The following is a 23718-nucleotide window of genomic DNA, read 5'->3' on the forward strand; positions in this document are numbered from 1 at the left end:
TGCCCCTATCTCCGCTTGCGGGGAGAGGGGCTTACGCCGCATTCAGCTTGTGCAGGAACGAGGCTGCAAGCTTCAGGTCTTTCACGAAGTTGGCATACTCCCGCGCTTTGGCGTCTTCGTCCGGCAGCCGCAGCAGATAGGACGGGTGAACTGTGACCAGCGCCTTGGTCTCGGGTCCGGCTTCATCGAGATCGATCAGGTGGCCGCGGTTCTTGCCGATCGGCGTGATCTTGCCGAATACGGTTTGCGCCGCCGTTGCGCCCATCGCTACCACCAAGGCAGGTTTGATCGATGCGAGTTCGCGCTTGTACCATGGCCGGCAGGCTTTGATTTCAGGTGTATTCGGTTTCTGATGCAGGCGGATTTTTCCGCGCGGCACGAATTTGAAATGTTTCACCGCGTTGGTGACATACACCTTGTCCCTGTCGAGTCCGGCTTCCTCCAGTGCGCGGTTGAGCACCTGCCCGGCGGGGCCGACGAACGGCTTGCCGGCGAGGTCTTCTTTGTCGCCGGGTTGTTCGCCGACCAGCATGATTGGCGCGTGGTTTGGGCCTTCGCCAAACACAGTTTGGGTCGCATCCTTCCAAAGATGACAGGAGCGGCAATCGGCGGCCTCGGCGCGGATTGTAGCGAGGCTGCCGGGCTTTGTATGGACCGATGGTGATTTCATCGGTTCATCCCTCCGTTGCTGCGATGCGCGCGGCACTGAAGCCTCGCTGTCGATCATGGCCTGCGTCATGAGTCCGGCTTTTGCAATTAGCGTATCAATCAGCGGGGCCTCGGGAAGGTTCCGCCAGTATTTCTTGGGCATTTCCGCTTGCATGGCTTTGATCTTGAGCCGTGCGGGATTGAAGATGTTTGCGTAGTAGGTGCGCCAGATGTCTTCGAGCGGATCACTGGAGGGCGCGTCTGATTTCAACGCGCCAGGTGTGAAGATCGTCTTGCACCCGTCCCAGTGCGCGCAGCGATCCGGCGTGAGAATCGACCACGCCATATCGGCGAAACGGCGCTCGAAGAATGGTGCAGCCAGTTCCACGATATGATGGTCGGGCTCGAACCATGCGACGAAGCGAAAATCGTTGCCACGGCCGAATTCGCGAAACCGGACGAAGGCATGCATCTTGTGCTCGTCGCGGCGAACTTCTTTCGCGAGGGTCTGCACCCGGGCAACATCGGCATCGGTTGCCGCACCCATCAGGCGCGGGTGTGTCCGCAATCGCCAAAGCAGGCCATACAGCAATGCAAAGCGTTCCGGATTACGATTGAGGATCGCGGTTTTTGCGAGTTGCACGAAAGCAGCGGGCACGTTGAATGACTGTTCCGTATCGAAGGCGGGAATAGCGGAAGGCGTGAACAGGCCCGCGTCTCCCCCTGCCACGGTCCATGTCACATCGTTCGGCGCGATGCCGTTCGATGCGAGGGCCCGCGCAGCATTGCGCCACCCGTTGAAGTCCGTTTCGTTGTCGAGGCTGATGACGTGCAATTTAAAATCCGAATCCCATTTGTGTTGCCGGCGGACGGAACAATTGCAGCAGACGGTTGCTGTCGAGGAGTTGCGCTGGCGGCTTGTGGTCAGGAAGAACGATAAAGGGCAGCACCTTGTTCCGAGGAACGCGTAGGCGTGCGAGATCGGCGCTGCACAGGTTGGTGACGCGGCGCGCGGAAATAATGCGATCAACGGTTTTCACCCCGAAGCCGGGAACGCGCAGCAAATCCTCGCGGCTGGCGCGATTGACATCGAGCGGAAAGCGTTCGCGATGGCGTAAAGCCCACGCCAGTTTCGGATCGATGTCGAGAGGCAGCATGCCGCCTTCGAGCGGATCGGTGATCTCGCCGAGATCGAACCCGTAAACCCGCAGCAGCCAGTCGGCCTGATACAGCCGATGCTCGCGTATCAGCGGCGGCGCCTGCAAGGGAAGGCTGCGGCTGGCATCGGGAATTGGACTGAATGCCGAATAATAGACGCGCTTGAGTTTATAGGAGCCGTAGAGATTGGCGCTGGTTTCCAGAATGGTTTGATCGTTCGAGGTATCAGCGCCCACGATCATCTGTGTGCTTTGACCAGCGGGTGCGAAGCGCGGCGCTCGTTTGTCTTTCTTTGTTTCTTGCGCTTCATCGAGCTTGAGCCTGAGCCGGCCCATGGTTCGCCGGATGGCGCGGACGTCTTTTTCCGGCGCGAGTTTCGAGAGACTGCTCTCCGTCGGCACTTCGATGTTGATGCTGAGGCGGTCGGCATATTTCCCGGCCTCGGCGATCAGGGCTTCATCGGCTTCAGGGATTGTCTTCAGGTGGATGTAGCCGCGGAAATGATGATCTTCGCGCAGGCTGCGCGCGACGCGGACCACCTGCTCCATGGTGTAGTTCGGACTGCGAATGATGCCGGAGGAGAGAAACAGTCCTTCGATATAATTGCGCCGGTAGAAATCGAGTGTCAGCTTGACGGCTTCCTCCACGGTGAAGCGCGCGCGCTGAACATTTGAGGACGCGCGGTTGATGCAATAGAGGCAATCGTAGTTGCAGGCGTTGGTCAGCAGGATTTTCAGCAGCGAAATGCAGCGGCCATCCGGCGCATAGGAATGGCAGATGCCCATACCGGCATCGGTCGAGCCCATGCCCTTGCCGTTGCGGCTATCGCGCGTTTCCGTCCCGCTGGAAGCGCAGGAAGCATCGTATTTGGCAGCATCCGCCAGGATTTCGAGTTTGCGCTGAACGTCCATGGATCGAATCTCATTGTTTTCGTTAAAGAAAGAGGCCGTCCCAAAGTCCGGTTGACTCTCCGTTCGCTCTTAGCTTTATATTAGAACATATCATGAACAAATAAGTCCGTCATTCGTTCAATCGACCACAGATAACGGACCAGAATTTCCAGGAGCGGCCCATGACCGGCGCGCGCATGACCACGCTTGCGTCCCTGCGAGGGACCATCGGCCGCCTTGAGGGCGAAGCCGGTGGCCTTGCGCGCGTGGCGCTGGGCCATGTGGGTGCGGACACCGTGTTGCAGGGCGGGCTGGTGCGCGGCGCGCTTCATGAGGTCTTCGCCGAGGGTGGCCGTCATGGCGCGGCGGCGACGGGCTTTATTGCGGGGCTGGCACATCGCCTCGCGGGGCAGCGGCCGCTGGTTTGGGTGCGGCAGGATTTTGCGGATAGGGAATCCGGCGTGCTGTCGATGAGCGGCCTCAATGAACTCGGGCTTGATCCGCGTCTCCTGGTGACGGTCCGGGCAACGGATGCCGAGACGGCGCTGCGTGCCGCAGCCGACGCGATCGCCTGCGATGCGCTGGGTGCCGTGGTGCTGGATGTCTGGGGCGAAGTGCGGGCACTCGATCTGGTCGCAAGCCGCAGGCTGACGCTGGCCGCGCGCGCGTCGAATGTCACGTGCCTGATGTTGCGTACGGCCGCCACGCCGTCCGCCAGCACGGCGGAGACGCGGTGGGTGGTGCGTCCCGCGCCTTCACTTTCCGAAACCGAGGCGTGGGGCGCGCCGATGCTTGACGCACGCCTCATTCGCAACCGTCACGGCCAGACCGGACAATGGATCATGGAGTGGAAATGTGATGAGGGCCTCTTCCGTGAAGGCACGGCGCATTCTCAGCCTGTGGCTGCCGCGCCTGCCGACAGATCGCTTGAAGCGTCAGTTGTCGGGACAAGACGCCGCGCCGGATGATGCGCGTCCGTGTGTGGTCGTCGGAAAACTGAACAATGCGCTGCAAATTTCCGCGCTGAACGACGCCGCTGCCGATATCGGCCTTGAGATCGGGCTGCCGCTTGCCAACGCACGCGCGGTTTGTCCCGATGTGGAGGTGTTCGACGCGGACGAAGCGGCGGATGCAAAGTTGCTGGAAGATATCGCCGACTGGTGCAACCGCTTCACGCCGCTGGTGGCGCTCGATGCGCCTGATGGATTGCTGCTCGATATCAGCGGCTGTGCGCATCTGTTCGGCGGCGAGGCAGCGATGCTGCGCAACGTCTGCGGATCGCTGGCGCGGCAAGGTTTTGTCGTCAACGCGGCGATTGCCAGCACGCCGGTCTGTGCGCGCACCGTGGCGCGCGCGGCGCGAAGCTGCATCGTTCCCGATGGAGAGGAAGCGCGTGCCGTCGCACCTCTGCCGGTGTACGCGCTTGGTGCTGATGATGCGATCACACGAGGCCTGCGCCGCGCTGGTCTGAAAACGGTCGGCGATGTGGCGGCGCGCGCGCCGCATGAACTTGCCGCACGCTTCGGCGCGGCGTTCGTGAGTTTGTTGCAACAGGCGTTGGGGCAGGCCGACGCGCCGATCTCGCCTCGCAAGCCGCTGCCGGATTTCATGGTGGAAAAGCGTTTCGCCGAACCGGTCGCCACCCACACTGTGATCGCAGCCATTCTTTCCGGTCTGGCGCAGATGCTGGTCGCGGCGATGGACAAGCAAGGCAAGGGCGCGCGGCAGTTGGAGGCCAGCTTTTTCCGCACCGACGGCGCGGTACGCACTATCACGGTGGAGACTGGACAGCCGGTCACCAGGGTCAATGTCGTCGATCGTCTGTTCCGCGAGCGGCTCGATGCGCTGGCCGATCCGCTCGATCCCGGCTTCGGGTTCGATCTGATCCGCCTGTCGGCCAGCCGCGTCGAGATTGTGGTGCAAGAGCAGCGCGATTTTGATACCCGTACCCGGGACAATGATGAAGTGGCGGCGCTGGCCGACCGTCTCGCCGCGCGTCTTGGCGGCAGGCGCGTTGTCGTTCATCTGCCGCAGGATACGCATATTCCGGAACGCGCTGCGCTGGCTGTTCCGGCGCAACAACATCTCGCCGCGGCTTCTAGCGCCGAGTGGCCTGCGCGCGCCGAAGCCGAACCGCCGCTGCGCCCGCTGCGGCTGTTCGAGCGGCCGGAAGAAATCAAGGTCACTGCTGCCGCGGTCCCTGACGGACCTCCGCCCCGGTTTACGTGGCGGCGTGCGACCCATGCGGTGGTGCGTGTCGAGGGGCCGGAGCGCATCGCCATGGAATGGTGGAGACAGAAGCCAGAAACGCTGACGCGTGATTATTTCCGCGTCGAGGATGCGGAAGGGATGCGCTTCTGGATTTATCGCGATGGTCTTTACGGCAGCGAACTTGTCACCGACGAGGGCGAACCGGTTCAGCCGAAATGGTTCGTGCATGGGCTGTTCGCATGAAAGTCACCGACTATGCGGAAATCGGGATCACGACGAACTTCTCGTTCCTGCGCGGCGGATCGCAGCCGCAGGAATATGTGCATCAGGCCGGCGAATTTCGCATTCCGGCTATCGGCATCGCCGACCGCAACACACTGGCCGGTGTCGTGCGCGCCTACAAGGAACTCGGGAACCCAGATGTCAAATTCAAACCCAGATTGCTGATTGGAGCCCGCCTCGTATTTATCGATGGAACGCCGGATATCCTGATCTATCCGCGCGACCGCGCCGCCTATGGCCGGCTGTGCCAGTTGCTGACGCGCGGCAAACTCAAGGCGGAGAAGGGTGAGTGTCATCTCACGCTCGACGATCTGCTCGATTTTGCCGAAGGGCAGTTGCTCGTTCTTGTGCTGCCGCACCGTTTTGAGGCTGCAACGGCCTTGAAGGTTCTCGATCGATTGAAGCGCAGCCGCGCCGACGGTGCAAAAGACATATGGCTCGCTGCGAGCCTGTTGTATCGCGGTGATGATAGGCGGCGTCTTGGCAGGCTTCAGCGTCTTGCCGTTTCGGTTCGCGTACCGCTGCTGGCGACCAACGAGGTGCTTTACCATCACCCGGCGCGCCGGCTCTTGCAGGATGTGCTGACCTGTATCCGGGAAAAGACGACGATCATGCGTGCCGGCAGGCGGCTCGAAGCCAATGCCGAGCGGCATCTGAAACCCGGCTTCGAAATGGCGCGGCTCTTTCGCGATCTGCCCGAAGCGGTTGCGGAAACGATGCGCTTCGCCGATCGCATCACGTTCACGCTCGACGAACTCAAGTATCAGTATCCGGATGAACCTGTCCCAGCGGGGAAAAGCGCGCAGCAGCATCTCGAAGATCTGACATGGGCAGGCGTCGAAAACTATTTTCCAAAGGGGATCGACGACAAGCTGCGCGGCACGCTGATCAAGGAACTCAGGCTGATCGAAAAGCTCAAATACGCGCATTACTTTCTGACGGTGCATGACATCGTCCACTATGCCCGCAGCCAGAATATCCTGTGTCAGGGGCGGGGTTCAGCCGCGAATTCAGCCGTCTGCTACATGCTCGGCATCACCTCGGTAAATCCCGCCGAAACGGATGTGCTGTTCGAACGCTTCATCTCCGAGGAACGGCTCGAGCCTCCCGATATCGATGTCGATTTCGAGCATTCCCGACGTGAAGAGGTGATGCAATACGTCTATCGCCGCTATGGCCGCCACCGGGCTGCGATTGTCGCCACCGTCATTCATTATCGTCCGCGCAGCGCCATCCGCGATGTGGGCAAGGCGCTCGGCCTGACCGAAGATGTGACAGCCGCGCTCGCCGATACGGTGTGGGGTAGTTGGGGCACAGGGGTCAGCGATATGCAGATCAGGCAGGCGGGCTTCGATCCGCAGAATGGCATGATCCGCCGTGCCGTTGAACTCGCCACCGAGCTGATCGAGTTTCCGCGCCACCTGTCGCAGCATGTCGGCGGCTATGTGCTGACACAGGACAATCTCGACACTTATGCCCCCATCGGCAATGCCGCGATGGATGATCGCACCTTCATCGAGTGGGACAAGGACGACATCGACACGTTGAAGATGATGAAGGTCGACGTGCTGGCGCTCGGCATGCTGACCTGCATCCGCAAGTGCTTCGACCTGATTGAACATCACAAGGGCAGGCGATACGAACTGGCGGACATCAAGGCGGAGAATGAAGATAGCGGCCCGGTCTTCGACATGCTGTGCCGGGGTGAATCGCTCGGTGTCTTCCAGGTCGAAAGCCGCGCGCAGATGAATATGCTGCCGCGCCTGAAGCCACGTACCTTCTACGATCTTGTCATCGAGGTCGCCATCGTCCGGCCAGGTCCAATTCAGGGCAACATGGTGCATCCATATCTGAAGCGGCGGCAGATGAAAGAGGAGGAGATCGAATATCCCTATCCGAAGGGCGGCAACAAGAATGAACTGAAGGACGTGTTGCGAAAGACGCTCGGCGTGCCGCTGTTTCAGGAACAGGCCATGCGCATCGCCATGGCGGCGGCGGAATTCACGTCCGAAGAAGCCAATGGTCTGCGACGCGCGATGGCAACGTTCCGCAATGTCGGCACCATGCCGAAGTTCGAGGAGCGCATGGTCGGTCGCATGATCAAGCGCGGATACGATCCGAAGTTCGCGCAAAGCTGCTTCGATCAGATCAAGGGCTTCGGCAGCTATGGATTTCCCGAAAGTCACGCGTCGGCGTTCGCGCAGCTTGTCTATGTGTCGTCGTGGCTCAAGCATTACCATCCCGATGCATTTTGCTGCGGTCTCTTGAATTCGCAGCCGATGGGATTTTATGCACCCGCGCAGATCGTTGGTGACGCGCGCAAGAACGGCGTCACGGTGCGCGAGATCGATGTATCTCACAGTTTTGGGCAGAATACCCTGGAAGAGCGGACCGGAAAGTATTGCGCCGTGCGGCTGGGCTTCCGGCAGATCGACGGTTTTGATGTCTACGATCTGGACGAGGAGAAACTGGACGAGAGCAAGCCGCCGGAGTTGCGGGCAAGAAAAAGGTCCCGCAAGGATTACTGGGATCAGCGCATCGCCGCCGCGCGATTACGAAAACCATTCACCTCTCTGGAGGACTTCGCCCGTGAAACGCGGTTGCCGAAGCGCGCCCTGATCCTGCTGGCGGATGCAGATGCGTTCCGCTCGCTCGGGCTCGATCGCCGCGAGGCGCTGTGGACGGTGCGGCGGTTGCCGGACGATGTTCCATTGCCGTTGTTTTCCGCCGCGGCGGCGCGCGAACAACCCGATGAAGCCGCTCAGCCGTTACCCGAAATGCCGCTGCCGGAGCAGGTGGTTGCCGACTATCAGACCATCAGGCTGTCATTGAAGGGACATCCGATGGAATTCCTGCGGCTGAAGTTTGCGGAAGAGGGAGTGGTGGCGTGCGAAGCTGTCGCTCATGCCCATGACAGACAGCGGGTGCGCTGTGCCGGCGTGGTGCTGGTCCGGCAGCGGCCCGGCAGCGCCAAGGGTGTCGTTTTCATGACGCTGGAGGATGAGACCGGCATCGCCAATATCGTGGTGTGGCCGAAAGTGATGGAGAAATTTCGCAAGGAAGTAATGGGCGCGCGGCTGATCGAGGTGCAGGGGACCATTCAGAGCAGCCCGGACAGGGTGGTCCATCTGGTGGCGGAGCGTTTGTTTGATCGCTCCCATGACCTGATGAATCTCGCCAACGATGCGCTTGGTCGGAAACATCCGATCCCTCCCGGTGCGGATATTGTCGAGCCACTGGAGGATGAACAGAAGGCGCATTCGGACAGCCCCGTTCACAAAATACGCCATCCGCGCAATGTGCGTATCCTTCCACGCTCGCGGGATTTTCACTGATACGATTTGTGAATTGCTTCGGCCTTCGTCATCCGCTCAATGGGGCGGCTGATGCCGGAGCCGCGCCATGAAGTCCGTACACGATATTCTCGCTGATCTCTGGACCCTCGGCGGCGGCGAACCTTCTGCGCTCGATGCCGTCACGCTGACGGGACGCGAGCCAATCCTCCCGTCGTCCTTCCGCGTCGGCGCCGCTTCGCAGGTCACGATTGCAGCCGCCGGTCTTGCCGCAGCGGAAATATGGAAAGCCCGCAGCGGCGAGGCACAAGGTATTTCGGTCGACATGATGCACGCGGCCGTCGAGTGCCGCAGTGAGCGATATCTGCGGGTCGATGACAAACCGCCGCCGCCGGCGTGGGACGCCATTGCAGGTGTCTATAAAACGGGCGACGGACGCTTCGTGCGTCTCCACACCAATTTTCCGCATCACCGCGACAATGTCTGCAAGGTGCTGGCCTGCAAACCGGAGCGCGACGATGTCCAGCGCGCTTTGATGCAATGGAAAGCCGAAGCATTCGAGACCGACGCTTATGCAGGCGGATGCGTCGTTTCGATGATGCGGTCGCATGACGAGTGGCTCGCAACGTCCCAGGCGCAGGCCCTTGAACCATTGCCGCTAATACAGATCGAGAAAATCGGCGAAGCTGCGCCGCGTCCATGGCCTGCCGGTGATCGCCCGCTGGCGGGATTGCGTGTGCTCGATCTCTCGCGGGTCATCGCCGGTCCGGTCGCAGGTCGTACGTGGGCGGCGCATGGCGCGGATGTCATGCTGGTTTCCTCGCCGAATTTGCCTTCGATCCCGTGGCTCGTCATCGATACCGGCCGCGGCAAGCTGACGAGTTTCGCCGATCTCAAGACGGAGCAGGGAAGGAACGTGCTGCGCGACCTGCTGGCGTCAGCCGATATTTTTTCTCAAGGCTACCGGCCGCAATCGATCGCCGCGCTCGGCTTTTCGGCGGAAGACGCGGCCCGGATCAGCCCGGGCATCGTTTACGTATCCATGTGCGCCTATGGTCACGCCGGCCCCTGGGCAGGCCGACGCGGCTTCGACTCCCTGGTCCAGACCTCAACCGGGTTCAACCACGCCGAGGGCAAGGCCGCCGGAATAGACGGACCGAAGGAGTTGCCAATGCAGATCCTCGACCACGCCACGGGGTATCTGATGGCGTTCGGTGCCATGATGGCGCGTTTGCGGCAGGCGCGGGAGGGCGGAAGCTGGCATGTGAAGGTTTCGCTGGCGCAGACCGGGCGCTGGCTCTGGAACCTGGGCCGGCTGGACGATGGCTTGGCGGCGGCAGACCTCACGGCGGACCAAATTCTGCCGTTTATCGAGCAAAGTGCATCGGGTTTTGGTGCACTGCGGGGTGTTCGTCACGCGGCGGTGATGTCGGCAACTCCTGCATTCTGGCGCCGCCCGGCAATGCCCCTCGGGTCCCACGAGACGATGTGGCCTTCATTCTGCTGACGTTAACCGAAAATAATGTCCATGCCGTCGGTTTTTGATTGTCCTAAATAGGAAGAGGAACTATTAGCCTGACAGGCTGCGTCGGCTCGTCGCAGGATAACGGATTTCGAATGACCGACAAGACAACCATACTGAGTGCTCTGATTGCCCGGATTCAGGCTATGCCCCGGCAGCGGTTGGCTATGGGCGCTGGCGTGGCTGTGATTGCCGGGCTAGCGGCGTTTGGCCTGACGTTTGTGGGGGCTTCGCCCAAAAACCATTCCGACGTCTCCAGCCAATCTCGAAAGGGTTTGCTGCGCTATACGCCGACGGCGGCGGAATGGGCCAGCTTGACTGTTCAGCCGGTGGTTGAACGCGCGTTCCGCGCCGAGCATGTCACAGAAGGTAAGATCGCGGTCGATGAAGATCGCTCGACGCCGGTCTTCTCGCCTTATGCCGGCCGCGTCACCAAGCTGCTGTCGCGGCCCGGCGACAGGGTCACGCAGGGGCAGTCGCTGTTCGTGATCGAGGCTGCCGACAATGTTCAGGCGCAGAACGATTTCATCACGGCGGCGACAGCGCTGAACAAGGCGAAGTCACAGCTCGAACTGGCCCAGATCCAGGACAAGCGCGCCCGCGATCTTTATGAAGGCAAGGCCGCGCCGCTGAAGGACTATCAGCAATCGCAGGCAGCGCTGATATCCGCACAGAACGACATGCGCGCGAGCGAGACGGCGTTGGAAGCCGCGCGCAGTCGGCTGCGCATGCTCGGCCTGACCGACGAGGCCATCACGGCCTTTCAGGACAAGGGCCGCATCAATCGCGAAACGACGATCTTCTCGCCGATCGCCGGCACGGTCGTACAGCGCAAGGTTGGCCCCGGACAATACGTCAATGCCGGTGCGAGCGACCCGGTGTTCGTTGTCGGCGATCTGTCGACGGTCTGGCTTACGGCGTTCGTACGCGAAACCGAAGCGCCCGCCATCGAGGTTGGCCAGGAAATTATGTTCAGCGTTCTCGCGTTTCCGGGTCGCACCTTCAACGCGCGCATCAATTATGTTTCGGCGGCCATCGATCCGACGTCGCGCCGTCTGATGGTCCGTGCCACCATCGACAATCCCGGCGAAGCCTTGAAGCCGGAGATGTTCGCCAACGTGACCATCTATTCCGCGGGCGACCGTCCGGCCGTCGGCGTGCCCCGGCAGGCGCTCATCTACGAGGGCGATCAGGTAAGGGTCTGGGTTGTGCGCGACGACAAGTCCATCGAACTGCGCCAGATCAAGATTGGTATGACCAATGGCGATCTGGTCGAAGTGAAGAGCAATCTGTCTCCGAACGAGAATATCGTGACTCGAGGCAGCCTGTTCATTGATCGCGCTGCGTCAGGCAGCTAGTCCGCTCCGTGTCTTTCCCCGACGTCATACGCTCCCGCTGAAAGACCGGTCTCGATGGATCGCCTTGTCGCTCTTGCTGTAAACCGCCGCTACCTCATGGTGGCGCTGTTCGTCATCACGATGGTCGGCGGTGTCATCGCCTTCCAGCAGTTGAACATCGAGGCCTACCCCGATCCCACGCCGCCGATGGTCGACATCGTGACGCAAAGTCCCGGCCTGTCGGCCGAGGAAATTGAACGTTACATCACCATTCCGATCGAAACGCAGGTCGCGGGTCTGAAGAACCTGCGGACGCTTCGTACCATCTCGCTTTACGGTCTGTCGGACGTCAAACTTCAGTTTTCATTCGATTATACCTACGACGAAGCCTTGCAGCAGGTGCTCAACCGCCTGTCGCAGCTCAGCCCCTTGCCGGGCAATGTGCAGCCGCAGATTTCTCCGTTGAGCCCGATCGGCGAAATCTTCCGCTATCGGCTGGTAGGACCGCCGAACTACAGTGTTCTGGATCTGAAGACGTTGCAGGACTGGGTGTTGCAACGCCGCTTCCGCAGCGTGCCCGGCGTGATCGATGTCACGAGCTGGGGCGGCAAGACCAAAACCTACGAGCTTCAGGTAGATTTCAACAAGCTGACGGCATTCGGCCTGACGCTGCCGCAGGTGCTGCAGGCCGTCGGCAACGCCAATATCAATGTCGGCGGCAACACCGTCAACATCGGCACGCAGTCCGCGGTTGTTCGCGGCGTCGGCCTGATCCGTTCCATCGACGATCTGGCCACCACCATGATCTCGCAAAGCGGCGGCAATCCCGTGCTGGTGCGTGACATTGCAACCGTGACGGTGGGCGAGAAGCCGCGTCTCGGCGTCGCCGGCATGAACGCGGACGACGATATCGTTCAGGGCATCGTATTGATGCGCCGTGGCGAGCAGAGCTCGCCGACCATCGCGCGCGTGGAAAAGCTTGTCTCAACGATCAACAACTCGAATATCTTGCCGCCGGGCGTGCGGATAGAACGCATCTATGATCGCAAGGATCTGATCGACACCACGACGCACACCGTACTCCACAATATGGTGGTGGGCATCCTTCTAATCGTCCTGCTGCAGTGGCTGTTCCTGGGTAATCTGCGCAGCGCGGTGATCGTGGGCGCCACGATTCCGTTCGCGCTGTTTTTTGCCGTCATCATCATGGTGCTGCGCGGTGAATCCGCCAACCTTCTGTCGGTGGGCGCCATCGACTTCGGTCTCATCGTGGATGGCACGGTCATTATGGTCGAGGCGATTTTCCGCAGACTATCGCAGACCACCGTACTGTCCGCGTCTGAAGAGCGGGTCATCTCGCCGGAAACCATTATGGGCATGAAAGCCCATGCCATTCTCAGCGCGGCAGCCGACGTCTCCCGGTCGATCTTCTTTGCTGCGGCGATCATTATCGCGGCGTTCCTGCCGCTGTTCACGCTGAGCGGCGTCGAAGGTCACATTTTCGGACCGATGGCAAAGACCTACGCTTATGCCCTGGCAGGCGGATTGCTCGCGACCTTCACGATCACTCCGGCGCTGAGCGCGATCATTCTTCCTGCGCATATCCAGGAAACTGAAACCCGCATCATGCAATGGCTGCATCGCGTTTATATGCCGCTGCTGCATTGGGCGATCAGCAGCCGGCGGATCGTAATGGCTTCTGCGGGATTACTCGTCATCCTCACATTCGTTGCTGTGCGGATGCTGGGTCTCGAATTTCTGCCGAAACTCGAAGAAGGCAATCTCTGGATCCGCGCGACACTTCCACCGACCATTTCGCTCGAGGAAGGCAACTCCTACGTCAACGAAATGCGAAAGCTCATCCGCTCGCGGCCGGAGGTGGAATCGGTCGTATCGCAACACGGTCGGCCCGACGACGGCACCGATGCGGCAGGTCTGTTCAATGCGGAATTCTTTGCGCCGCTGAAGCCGATCAACGAATGGCCGGGTTCGCGCGACAAGGACGACCTGACGAGCGATCTTCTGGGGCAACTCCAGAAGAGATTTCCCGGCGTCGAGTTCAATTTCTCGCAGTATCTGCAGGATAACGTCGCCGAAGCTGTGTCCGGCGTGAAGGGCGAGAACTCGATCAAGCTGTACGGCAGCGATCTTGAGGAATTGACCAAGACCGCCAACAAGATCAAGTCGGTGCTCTCGACGGTGAAGGGCATCACTGACTTGTCGGTTTTTACATCGCTGGGGCAGCCTACGATCCAGATCGACATCGATCGCGCACGGGCCGCACGGTATGGCCTCTCGCCGGGTGACATCAACGCGACCATCCGTGTCGCGATTGGCGGTGACAGCGCGGGCGATCTGTACGAGCCCGGCAGCGACCGTCATTTTCCGATTGTGGTTCGCCTTGCGCCTGAATACCGCAAGAGCGCCGAAGCGATTCAAAATCTGCGCATCGGCGCGCAGGGACCGAACGGGATCCAGCAGGTTCCCCTGTCGGAAGTAGCTTCAATCAAACTCGTATCCGGCGCGGCCTATATCTATCGCGAACAGCAGGAGCGCTATCTGCCGATCAAGTTCTCGGTGCGCGAGCGCGACCTTGGCAGCGCCATTCAGGAGGCGCAGGACAAGGTGGCGGAGCAGGTCCAGCTTCCTGCCGGCTCGCATATGGAATGGGTCGGAGAGTTCGGAAATCTTCAGGATGCGATCCGGCGGTTGTCTATCGTGGTGCCGATCAGCCTTGCGCTAATCGCCATTCTGCTGTGGTTCAACTTCGGATCGATGCCCGACACTCTCTTGGCGATGAGTGTGATTCCGATGGCGATCTTCGGCGGTGTGCTTGGATTGCTGTTCAGCGGCATTCCGTTCAGCGTGTCAGCGGCAATCGGATTCATCGCGCTGATGGGCATTGCGGTGATGGATGGCATCATCATTCTGTCGCAATACAACCAGCTTATCGACGAGGGATACAATCGCGTCAGGGCGGTCATAAAGACCGGCGAGCTTCAGTTGCGCCCGGTGCTGATGACCTGCGTCGTCGCAGGCATTGGTCTTCTGCCGGCAGCCATGTCGGAGGGAATCGGGTCTCAGGTGCAAAAGCCGCTCGCGGTGGTGGTCGTGACCGGCATGGCGGTGGCGCCGCTGGTCATCCTGATCACGCTGCCGGTCCTGATTTTGATGTTCTCGCGCCGGGTGCGCTAAGAGCTATCGTCCCGACGGCGTGCGTACGCCGTGCCAGGCGTCGCGGACCTGATGATAGTGGACCTCGGGCAGGTAGTCCGGCGTACTGAGGCCAAGTGTTCTGACGTCGAGACGGCCGATTGCGCTCAGCAGGGTATATGAGGCGATCACGCGGTCGCGCTGTGCCAGAATCTGGCGGGACCGCGCGGCCGTGAGATCCTGCTGTGAATTGAGCACATCGATGGTGGTGCGCTGTCCGGCCTGCGCCTCGCGCCGGACGCCCTGCAAGGCGATGTTCGCCGACTTCACCTCGGCCTCGGCGGCGGCCAGCGCGACCTTGGTGCCCTCGCTGCTGATCCAGGCGCTGATGGCCGCAGTGCGGGCCTGATTTCTGACCTGTTCCAGCACGAGCCGGCTCTGGACCGCGGTTTCCTTGGCCTGGCGCGTCTGCGAGGCCGCCGTTCCGCCGTCATAGATCGGCACGGTGAGGGCACCGACCACGGAGGCCTGATCGGCGCGCTTAGTGCCGAGATTGGGGTCGCCGTCTGTGCTGCGGTTGACGTTGCCCTGCACATTTAACTGGGGCAGCAGGCTGCTTTCGGCGACGCTTATGGTGGTGGTGGCAACATCGACGTCGTAGGTCGCTGCGATGACCGCGGGATTTTCGCGAATCGAGCTGTCGATGGCGTCCTGCCGGCTTTTCGGAACAAAGCGGTCGACCGTCTGAGCCGGTGCAAGGCTGCCGGGCATGTTGCCGATCACCTGCGCATAGATGGCGCGGCTGGTTTCCAGCGCGACTTCCGCAGCGTTGAGGTCTGCGAGGCCCCGGCTCAGCCGCGCCTCGGCCTGAGCGGTGTCGGTCGGGGTAACGTCGCCGGCGTCGAGGCGCTTCTTGGTAATGCCGAGGGTCTCACGCAGGAATGCGACGTTGCCGCGCTGGGTCTCGACCAGAGCCTGATTCGAGATCACGTTCATGTACGCGGTGACGGCATCGAGCAGGACGCCCTGACCGGTGTTGCGCAAGGCCTCCCGGCCGGACAGCACCTGAAATTCCGCAACACGGACGCTGTTGGAGGTTTTGAAGCCGTTAAACAGGTTTTGCGTGACCGTCACGCCGATGGTCCACGGCTTCAGGGTCGCGGTCTGGATGGTGTTATCCAGAAGCAGATTGCGAACCGGTTGCAATCCGGCGCTGAGACTCGCGACGATCTGCGGACGATAGCCGGCCAGCGCCTGCGGCACGTTTTCGTCGGTGGCGCGCTGCTGGGCTCGGCCGGCATTGAGCTGCGGATTGGACTGATAGGCTTTGACCAGCGCCTCGTTCAGCGTCTCGGCCCGGGCCTGCGCCCCGAATCCGGCAGATAGCGCGAGACCGATAGCGACGCCCGACACACCAAGGCGCCAGCCTACGCCACCAAACCCTGAAGAACGCCGAGCCATCGTTTTCCGTAACAATCCGAGATTCACAGCAGCGGTGGGATTGCACCATCCGGCAGCTTCATTCGTACACTGTTTAGAGGCCGATGTTCGCTCGGGCAAACCTCTGAACACAGAAAATCGCCGACTGTGACTATGTACACCGCTTTGTTATCAACCAGGCCTGTATTGTCTTGACCGATCAATGTCCTACGGTGAAATTCCGGCACGGTGGCTAAGTGTCGCGCGCCCTTATGCGATGACCGCGGCCTGTCCGGCGGAGTGGACCAGCAGACATCCGATGCCAAGAATCTTCTCCGACCCTGAGGCGATCGCGGACGATATCATTCGCGAGGTCGGACCAAGGCTTGTGGTCGGTCTGCCTTTGGGCCTCGGCAAGGCGAATCACATCGTCAATGCGTTGTTTCGGCGGGCCCTGAATGACCGCTCGATCCATCTGACCATTTTCACGGCGTTGACACTTGAGAAGCCGACACCGTCGGCCGATCTCGAACGGCGATTTATCGGACCCGTGATAGACCGGCTGTTCGGCGGCTACCCGGATCTGGATTACGCCAAGGCACTGCATGCCCGGGCACTCCAGCCGAATATCGAGATCGTCGAATTCTTCTTCCTTGCAGGCAAGTGGCTCGGCAATGCCTATGCGCAACAGCACTATATCTCGGCGAACTACACCCACGCCTCGTCATACTTGCTGACCCGCGGCGTCAACGTGATCGCCCAACTGGTGGCCAAGCGCATCGTCGATGGCCAGACCAGATACAGCCTCAGCGGCAATACCGACACCACGCTCGATCTGATGCGGGCGCGCGCCGAGGGCCGGATCGCGTTCAAGATTGTGGGGCAGGTGAACTCCGAACTGCCGTTCATGCCGGGGCAGGGCGATCTGGCGGGGGATGAATTTCATGCGGTGCTGGACAGTCCGGAGACCGATTTCCCGCTGTTCGCGCCGCCATCAGAGCCGATCTCGGACACCAAGTACGCCATCGGGCTGCATTCTGCTGGATTGATCCGCGATGGCGGCACCTTGCAGATCGGTATTGGACAGGTCGGCGATGCGCTCGCACAAGGATTGATCGTTCGTCATCGTGATAGTGCAGCCTATCGCGAAATCATGTCACGGTTGGCTCCGGGGCAGGCGTTGCGCGAGGCAGGACCATTCACGGCCGGTCTTTACGGCGTCAGTGAAATGTTTTTCGAGGCGTTTCTCGCGCTGATCGATGCCGGCGTGCTCAAGCGCGAGGTCGATGGCGCGCTGCTGCACGCCGCGTTCTTCCTCGGCCCGAAATCCTTCTACCGTGCTCTGCGTGAAATGAACCCTGAGCAGATCGAACGCATCCAGATGGTGCCGGTCTCATTCACCAACCAGCTCTATGGCGGCGAGGATGCCAAGCGGCGAGCGCGTGTCGATGCACGGTTTGTCAACAACGCGATGATGGCGACGTTGATGGGAGCCGTGGTCTCCGACGGTCTCGATAACGGTCAGGTCGTGAGCGGCGTCGGCGGTCAGTATAATTTCGTGGCGCAGGCCTTTGCGCTCGAGGGCGCACGCTCGATGCTGACGCTGGAATCGACGCGCGGTTCCGGCAAGAAAGTCGCGTCCAATGTGCGATGGTCCTACGGGCATACCACGATCCCGCGTCACCTGCGCGATGTTATTGTCACCGAATACGGCGTTGCCGATCTTCGCGGCCAGTCGGATGCCGATGTGATCGCGGCGATGCTGAATGTGACGGATACGCGGTTTCAAGGCGAACTGATGCGGCAGGCGAAAGAGGCGGGCAAACTGCCGAAGGCATACGAGATTCCGGCCGTCCACCGCGAGAATTTCCCGGACCGCGTCGCCGCAGCCCTGAAGCCGTCACGTGATGCCGGATTGCTGCCGGCATTCCCCTTCGGCAGCGACTTCACGGACGTCGAACAGCGGCTGATCCCGGCCCTTCAGATTCTGAAGGAGGCGACCGCCAGTCCGCTGGCTTTGCTCGGACTGGCATGGGAAGGCCGCCGCGACAACCATTCCGCCGAACTGGCAGCAGCATGTCTTGCGCGTATGCAACTCGAACGGCCGACGTCCTTTGCCGACCGGTTCTATCGCGCCCTGCTGATCGCCGCGCTGGCGCGGAGCAGCCAGACCTAGCGGTGCTTGAAGTTCGGCTTCCGCTTCTCGATGAAAGCGGCCATGCCTTCTGAACGATCCTCAAGCGCAAACGTCGCGTGGAACAGATCGCCCTCGACATTCATGCCTTCGGCGAGCGGTGTTTCCAGCGCGCGGTTGACGGCGCTCTTTGCCATCGCGACCGCAGGCTGCGACATCGATGCGATCTTCTCCGCGATCGCGAGCACTTCTTCCATCAGCTTATCGGCGGGGAAAATACGGCTGACGAGGCCCGAGCGCTCGGCCTCCGCCGCATCCATCATGCGGCCGGTGAGGCACAGGTCCATCGCCTTGGATTTGCCGACCGCGCGCGTCAGCCGCTGTGTGCCGCCAAGGCCCGGAATGGTGCCGAGCGTAATTTCGGGCTGACCGAATTTAGCGGTGTCGGACGCGATGATGATGTCGCACATCATCGCAAGTTCGCAGCCGCCGCCGAGCGCATAGCCGCTGACAGCCGCGATGGTCGGCTTCTTGCAGGTCGCAACGCGATCGCCGCCGATATCCATGAAGTCTTCGCTGAACATGTCGATGAATTTCTTCGGCTGCATTTCCTTGATGTCGGCGCCGGCGGCGAATGCCTTTTCGTTACCGGTGACGACAATGCAGCCGACACCAGTATTGGCCTCGAGCTGATCGATCGCGATCGCAATTTCCTTGAAGACACCAAAGGAGAGAGCGTTGAGCATTTTGGGCCGGTTGATCTGCACGATGCCGACCGCGCCCCTGGTCTCAACGATGATGTGCTCGAATGCTGACATGTTTCGCCCCTTGAAGGATGTCTGAGGATCAGCGCCTGCGCGCCGTTGTGCGGCAATGTGCCTTCCGGGGCTGGTCTCCGCAAGACCGGGGATGTCAGGGCTGATCGTCACGTGCGCAACAAAAACGCCGGTTCGCAAGGCTGCGGACCGGCGTTTGCGTCTGATGCAGACGGTGTTTGCGTCAGCTGATCAGCAGACGGGCCGCCGATGCCAGTGTCAGCAGGCTTCCGAACGCGATGAAGATCTTGCCGATCAGCGATGTCTTGCTCCACGGGTCCCCGTCATCAGTCTTGAATACGGGCTTTTCCGATGCCGATGTCGCCCGGATGATCTTGCCGCTCTGGACCGGCGCCGGCTGAACTGCGACGGGGGCGGCCGGAGCGCCGGAATCCTGCGCGGTCTCGGCCGTCGCAGCGCGGTCGGCATCGGTCAGTTGGTCGGCGGCAGCAAGCTGCATGCCGTCCACGACCGGAGCATCGGTGCTGTCGAGAGCGGCGAAATTCCTCGCCTGGTCTTCCGCCAGGGCCTGGGCGCGGGCATTGGCGACCGAAGCCGGCAACTCGGTCTTGCTCTGACTGGCGGTCTTGGCCTCGCTACGCGCCGGCTTGTCCTCCCATGTCTCTGGAGCCTCGATAATCTTCGACGAGACCTTCGATCCTGCCTTCTTCGCGTATCGCGTTGACTTGATGGCGTATCGCGCTGATTTGGATTTCTTCGCAGCCACGCGCTGCTTTTTGAATTTGGAGAGAACAACGGGACGGTTGGTCGAGGTGACCTTCGCGGCTTTTTCAGTCTTGGTTGTCGATTTGGCGGCCATCGCCGGCTCGACTGAAAAGCTCATCCAGATTCCGGCGGCAGCGACCAGCGCCGCTAATCCTGCACTCCTAATCCGCATGGCAATTTCCCCTTTTGCCAGAGCCTCCAGCACAGGGAACAGACCGGTGCGGAATGGCCACAGGACGGCAGAAAGAGGGAATCTTGTGATCTTTTGCCCTAAAAAAGGCCCACAGCCGGAGCCCCGCGCAGCCTCGTTCGATCTCGGGAACCAAATCGTTCACGATTGCGTGATTGCAATTTCTCCCCGTAACACTTTAGGAACAGGAGCGAATTGCCTTGATAGGAGCGCGCGTGCGCGGACGTGAGGACGAGTGGACCGATCTGATGCGATCGGCCAATGCCGGAGACAACGCCGCATATCATCGCCTCCTCAAGGCCGTGACGCCGGTCCTGCGAGCAGGGGCGCGCCGCGGTCTGGCGAGAGCCGGTCAGCCGGTCGACCAGTCCGAGGACATCGTGCAGGACATTTTGTTAGCGGTGCATTTGAAGCGGCATACCTGGGACGCCAACGCCCCGTTCGCGCCGTGGCTGTTCGCGATTGCCCGCAACAAGCTGATCGATGCCCTGCGCCGCCGCGGCCGCCGGGTCTTCGTCAACATCGACGATTTTTCGGAGACTCTGGCGGGTGCGCCGGTCGAGGACAGTGTGGCGCCGACTGAGGTGACGAGCCATCTCAACGGCTTGCCGAAGCGGCAGCGGGACGTGTTGCAATCGATCGCCGTCGACAGTGCATCTATCAAGGAAACGGCGGCTAAACTTTCGATGACCGAGGGCGCTGTGCGCGTGGCGCTGCACCGGGGACTAACGGGTCTCGCAAGCAAACTGCGGAAAGAATGACCATGGACACCAACGATCTTATCCGCACCCTCGCCGCGGACAACGACACACACGAACGCTCGGTCGGTCATCTGCTGCTGGCCGCACTGGTGCTTGCGGTGCCGGTATCGACTGCGCTGTTCCTGGCTGGGCTTGGTGTGCGCTCCGACGTGATGACCGCCATGCGCAATCCGATGTTCGATCTGAAGTTCGCCGTCACCCTCGCGCTGGCCGCGGGCGCTATCGTGATCAGCCTGCGTCTTTCACGGCCGGAAGCCTCGCTTGGGCGCTGGGCGTGGCTGCTGGCGGTTCCGGCCGGATTGCTCGGAATCGGCATGATGGGCGAGATGATGATGATGCCAAATCGTGCCCCGATTGCGACGCGGATGGTGGGCTCCAACTCGAAACTTTGCCTGGTCGCCATCCCGCTGCTGTCCCTGCCGTTGCTGGCGGCGGCGTTGGTAGCCTTGCGGCGCGGTGCGCCGTCGCGGCCGGCTGTGACCGGAGCTTTCGCCGGATTGCTATCGGCCGGTTTGGCTGCAACGCTTTACGCGGCGCACTGCACCGACGACTCACCGATGTTCGTAGCGACGTGGTATTCGATGGCGGCTGCAATCGTTGCGGCGATTGGTGCGCTCGCGGGCTCGCGCGTCCTGAGATTCTAAATTCATGTGACGGGCGGTGCGAAGTCCGGCGCCATCGTCCTCACACAGCAGATTCCGTCTGCGCGGTGTCCTGCCGCATCTGGTAGAAGCGCAGCACCTGTTGCGCGGTCGAAGGGCGCAGCATGTCGTAGCTTGATTTGTGTTCGTCGATATTCTCGATCTCGGTTCCGGACGCGTTGCCGCACATTTCAAGTACCAGCTTGAGCGACATCCAAGATAGCCCTGCGACCTTGGCGAGGACCAGCAATCCCTCCGAGCGCGACTCGATCATCATGTTTTCGACGGTCGCGACCGGAACATTCGCACATACAGCTATCGCGGCACCTGTTTCTTCGAAGCGCCCGGACGCCGCGAATTCGGCGATCTGCCTTTCGTCGAGGCGTCCGTCGTCGAAGAGGGATTTAACGAGACGCATCGCCTGAGATGTTTCGCCGCGTGTGGAGGCTCCATGGCCGGCGTTGAATGCGGCTTCCTTGACGGCGGCCGAGATATCGTCCGCTGCGCGGGGGTTTGCGGCCTGGAGGCGCTCTCGTACTGAGTCCGACGCTCTTGCGATGAGCTTGAGATAGTGAGGCCTTGGAATTCCTCGCCGTGCGCCAAGACAAGTAGCGAGATTGTCATTGCCCTCGGCGCGGGAGACCAGCTCCGTGAACCCCTTGTCAGAGAATTCTGCGCCCGGATTGTTGACGGTGCTCTCGACGACGTCGTTGTTGCCGCATTCAACCAGAACGTCGGTGACGGCGTCGCTCAGAACCTTTCGTTTCGAAATCGCGAGCATATGGCCCTGGCTTTTGCTGCGCGCGTTTTTGATCAGCATATCGTCGTTCAGCCGCTCTGACAGCGACAACACTGGTGCGGCGATCTCGATCTCGTCGTCGAAGGCAAGCGTGTAAATCAGGCGCGGGGGCGCTTTCGGCACTGGCGCCATTCGTTTCGCCAGCAGGGCCTTGGCCGAGGTCTCGATTTCTTCGATCAGACAATGAAAGACGTCATCGAAAACATTGATCTGCTCGTCGGAGTAGTCCGTTACACCGTACAGAAAGAGATCGGTGACCCGGCGCAGCGTCTCCACGCGGCGTGCCACAGTGCCGTGAGCGAGAGCATTCTGTAGTTCATCGAGAAGATTGGCCGGCCGTGCTGTCGATCTCGAACTCATGGCTTTCTGTCCTGGAAACACCGAAGCGAGAAATGCCAGCCAGGTTCTTGGCCGGCGTAAATGGAAGCTAGGCTGAGACAACCCGGTTCCGCCCTAGGTCTTTGGCTTGATAAAGAAGCTGATCGGCGCGGGCGAGAATGCTGTCCGCGGTATCGTCCGTTCGCAACATGGCCACACCGGCCGACATTGTGACATTCATGTCCTGAGAAATCGCACTCCAGTCGAGCGCGCCCACGATGGCGCGCAATCGATCGACGGTGCGCATCGCTGCGCCATCGGATGTTTCCGGGAGAATGAGCAGGAATTCCTCGCCGCCATAGCGGCCGAATTTGTCGATGCTGCGGATATTGGCGAATACTGTGATCGCAAAAGCCCGCAATGCTTCGTCGCCGACAGGATGTCCGAACCGGTCATTGATGCGCTTGAACCAGTCGAGATCGATCAACGCGACAGCGCAAGGCGTCTTGCTGCGCCGGGAGCGGGCGATCTCTTCGTCGAGCGTTTGCATGATGCTGCGGCGGTTGAGCGATCCGGTCAGTTCGTCAAGTTCGGCGAGTTCTTCGATGCGCTTGTAAGCTTCCTTCAGCTCGATGCCGCGCCGATAGAGGGATTCGTGCAGCGAACTGCTGAACAGTCCGACGACCATGCCGCGGCCAAGCACCAGAATGAAAACCAGCATGGTCGCGAAACGCTCCAGCGGCGTGCCGGTGGGCATTCCGATGGGTCTATCCGAGAGAAGAAACAGGACGGTCAGGCCGACGGCTGCGGCCGTCCATCCGATGATCGTCTGGCGGGGCGTGGACCGCAATGCGGCAAAGGTAAAGACAAGGAAGATGGAGCAAAGGAAGAGGCAGCCGACTTCGGGCGCCAGGTAGATGAACAGCAGCATGATCCCGAGGCTAATGCTGGTTTGCTGCGAGATGAAGTAGTGATCTCTGAACCGGTCGTTGACCTTGGCTTCCGAAATCGCAATGTACGCAGCCACCGACAGTAGACCGCAGGCTCCATAGGCGGGTGCGACCATAAAACTGGTGGCGCCTGCGTAGGCGTAGATCAGCAGAATCGCGGCGTCGATCATGTAGCTGACGCCGACCATGTCGAGCATCTGCCGCCGCTGCCTTGCACGGCGTGCGAGGATCTCCGGCGCCAATTCGCTCTCGACGGCGGAATGGCTTCGGCCAAGAGCGCCTGTCAGGGATCCGGAGGCCGATGAAGCTGCGCCGCGCATGAACTCGCCGTTAAGGAAAAGCAATGCGGGACTGTAGGCGGGAAAGCCTTTAGGTTTGGTATCATTGGAGTGACTTACGGGATCGGTAAGCCGCAGAGCTTCAAGAACTATTCCGTCCAATCCGGAATAATCCTGATTAGGTAATTAAATA

16 protein-coding genes are annotated in these 23718 nt (G+C 60.9%); 9 read left to right on the plus strand and 7 right to left on the minus strand.

The features are described from left to right. Positions 1-31: 31 nt before the first annotated feature. Positions 32-1483: a UdgX family uracil-DNA binding protein gene (locus HMPREF9695_RS05270; protein ID WP_006019778.1), complete on the minus strand. Its 1452-nt coding sequence runs from the start codon at positions 1481-1483 to the stop codon at positions 32-34. Position 1484: 1 nt separating this feature from the next. Continuing rightward, the gene (locus HMPREF9695_RS05275; protein ID WP_006019779.1) at positions 1485-2717 is read right to left on the minus strand and encodes a putative DNA modification/repair radical SAM protein; all 1233 of its coding nucleotides are present in this window, start codon (positions 2715-2717) and stop codon (positions 1485-1487) included. 161 nt (positions 2718-2878) lie between these two features. Here HMPREF9695_RS05275 and HMPREF9695_RS05280 point away from each other — a divergent pair, with 161 nt between their 5' ends. From HMPREF9695_RS05280 to HMPREF9695_RS05305, 6 genes are all read left to right on the plus strand, one after another. Continuing rightward, positions 2879-3664 carry an ImuA family protein gene (locus tag HMPREF9695_RS05280; RefSeq protein ID WP_006019780.1) on the plus strand — a complete coding sequence of 262 codons (786 nt, stop codon included), beginning with the start codon at positions 2879-2881 and terminating at the stop codon, positions 3662-3664. Then, positions 3555-5150 carry a Y-family DNA polymerase gene (locus HMPREF9695_RS05285; RefSeq protein WP_041711339.1) on the plus strand — a complete coding sequence of 532 codons (1596 nt, stop codon included), beginning with the start codon at positions 3555-3557 and terminating at the stop codon, positions 5148-5150. Before HMPREF9695_RS05280 ends, HMPREF9695_RS05285 begins: the two co-directional genes overlap by 110 nt. Further along, positions 5147-8524 (plus strand): error-prone DNA polymerase, encoded by a 3378-nt coding sequence (locus HMPREF9695_RS05290; RefSeq protein ID WP_006019782.1) that lies wholly within the window; start codon positions 5147-5149, stop codon positions 8522-8524. Before HMPREF9695_RS05285 ends, HMPREF9695_RS05290 begins: the two co-directional genes overlap by 4 nt. Before the next feature lie 67 nt (positions 8525-8591). Beyond that, positions 8592-9989, plus strand: coding sequence for a CoA transferase (locus tag HMPREF9695_RS05295; protein ID WP_006019783.1), 1398 nt, complete (start codon positions 8592-8594; stop codon positions 9987-9989). A 110-nt stretch (positions 9990-10099) separates the two neighbouring features. Next, positions 10100-11362 (plus strand): efflux RND transporter periplasmic adaptor subunit, encoded by a 1263-nt coding sequence (locus tag HMPREF9695_RS05300; protein ID WP_006019784.1) that lies wholly within the window; start codon positions 10100-10102, stop codon positions 11360-11362. A 54-nt stretch (positions 11363-11416) separates the two neighbouring features. Then, entirely contained in the window at positions 11417-14536 is a 3120-nt protein-coding gene (locus tag HMPREF9695_RS05305; RefSeq protein WP_006019785.1) for an efflux RND transporter permease subunit, read from the plus strand. A 3-nt stretch (positions 14537-14539) separates the two neighbouring features. Here the strand turns inward: HMPREF9695_RS05305 and HMPREF9695_RS05310 are convergent, their stop codons facing one another. Further along, positions 14540-15955 carry a TolC family outer membrane protein gene (locus tag HMPREF9695_RS05310; RefSeq protein WP_006019786.1) on the minus strand — a complete coding sequence of 472 codons (1416 nt, stop codon included), beginning with the start codon at positions 15953-15955 and terminating at the stop codon, positions 14540-14542. 277 nt (positions 15956-16232) lie between these two features. On the opposite strand from HMPREF9695_RS05310, the gene HMPREF9695_RS05315 reads away from it, so the two are divergent. Further along, a complete protein-coding gene (locus tag HMPREF9695_RS05315) occupies positions 16233-18089 on the plus strand; it encodes an acetyl-CoA hydrolase/transferase C-terminal domain-containing protein (protein ID WP_041711343.1) in 1857 nt (618 codons plus the stop codon). Here the strand turns inward: HMPREF9695_RS05315 and HMPREF9695_RS05320 are convergent. After that, the gene (locus HMPREF9695_RS05320; RefSeq protein WP_006019788.1) at positions 18086-18865 is read right to left on the minus strand and encodes an enoyl-CoA hydratase; all 780 of its coding nucleotides are present in this window, start codon (positions 18863-18865) and stop codon (positions 18086-18088) included. The two genes, HMPREF9695_RS05315 and HMPREF9695_RS05320, sit on opposite strands and share 4 nt — an antisense overlap. Before the next feature lie 181 nt (positions 18866-19046). Then, positions 19047-19760, minus strand: a complete 714-nt coding sequence (locus HMPREF9695_RS05325) for a hypothetical protein (RefSeq protein ID WP_006019789.1) — start codon at positions 19758-19760, stop codon at positions 19047-19049. A gap of 233 nt (positions 19761-19993) precedes the next feature. Between HMPREF9695_RS05325 and HMPREF9695_RS05330 the strand changes: the two genes are divergently transcribed. Both HMPREF9695_RS05330 and HMPREF9695_RS05335 read left to right on the plus strand, forming a co-directional pair. After that, positions 19994-20539: a sigma-70 family RNA polymerase sigma factor gene (locus HMPREF9695_RS05330; protein WP_006019790.1), complete on the plus strand. Its 546-nt coding sequence runs from the start codon at positions 19994-19996 to the stop codon at positions 20537-20539. 2 nt (positions 20540-20541) lie between these two features. Continuing rightward, positions 20542-21183 carry an NrsF family protein gene (locus HMPREF9695_RS05335; protein WP_006019791.1) on the plus strand — a complete coding sequence of 214 codons (642 nt, stop codon included), beginning with the start codon at positions 20542-20544 and terminating at the stop codon, positions 21181-21183. Between the two features lie 40 nt (positions 21184-21223). Here HMPREF9695_RS05335 and HMPREF9695_RS05340 read toward each other — a convergent pair whose 3' ends face one another. Then, on the minus strand, positions 21224-22339 hold the full coding sequence (locus tag HMPREF9695_RS05340) for a DUF2336 domain-containing protein (protein WP_006019792.1): 1116 nt from the start codon (positions 22337-22339) through the stop codon (positions 21224-21226). 67 nt (positions 22340-22406) lie between these two features. Next, positions 22407-23567, minus strand: coding sequence for a GGDEF domain-containing protein (locus HMPREF9695_RS05345; protein ID WP_041711908.1), 1161 nt, complete (start codon positions 23565-23567; stop codon positions 22407-22409). Positions 23568-23718: the final 151 nt, after the last annotated feature.

Source organism: Afipia broomeae ATCC 49717 (genome assembly GCF_000314675.2).
GTDB lineage: Bacteria > Pseudomonadota > Alphaproteobacteria > Rhizobiales > Xanthobacteraceae > Afipia > Afipia broomeae.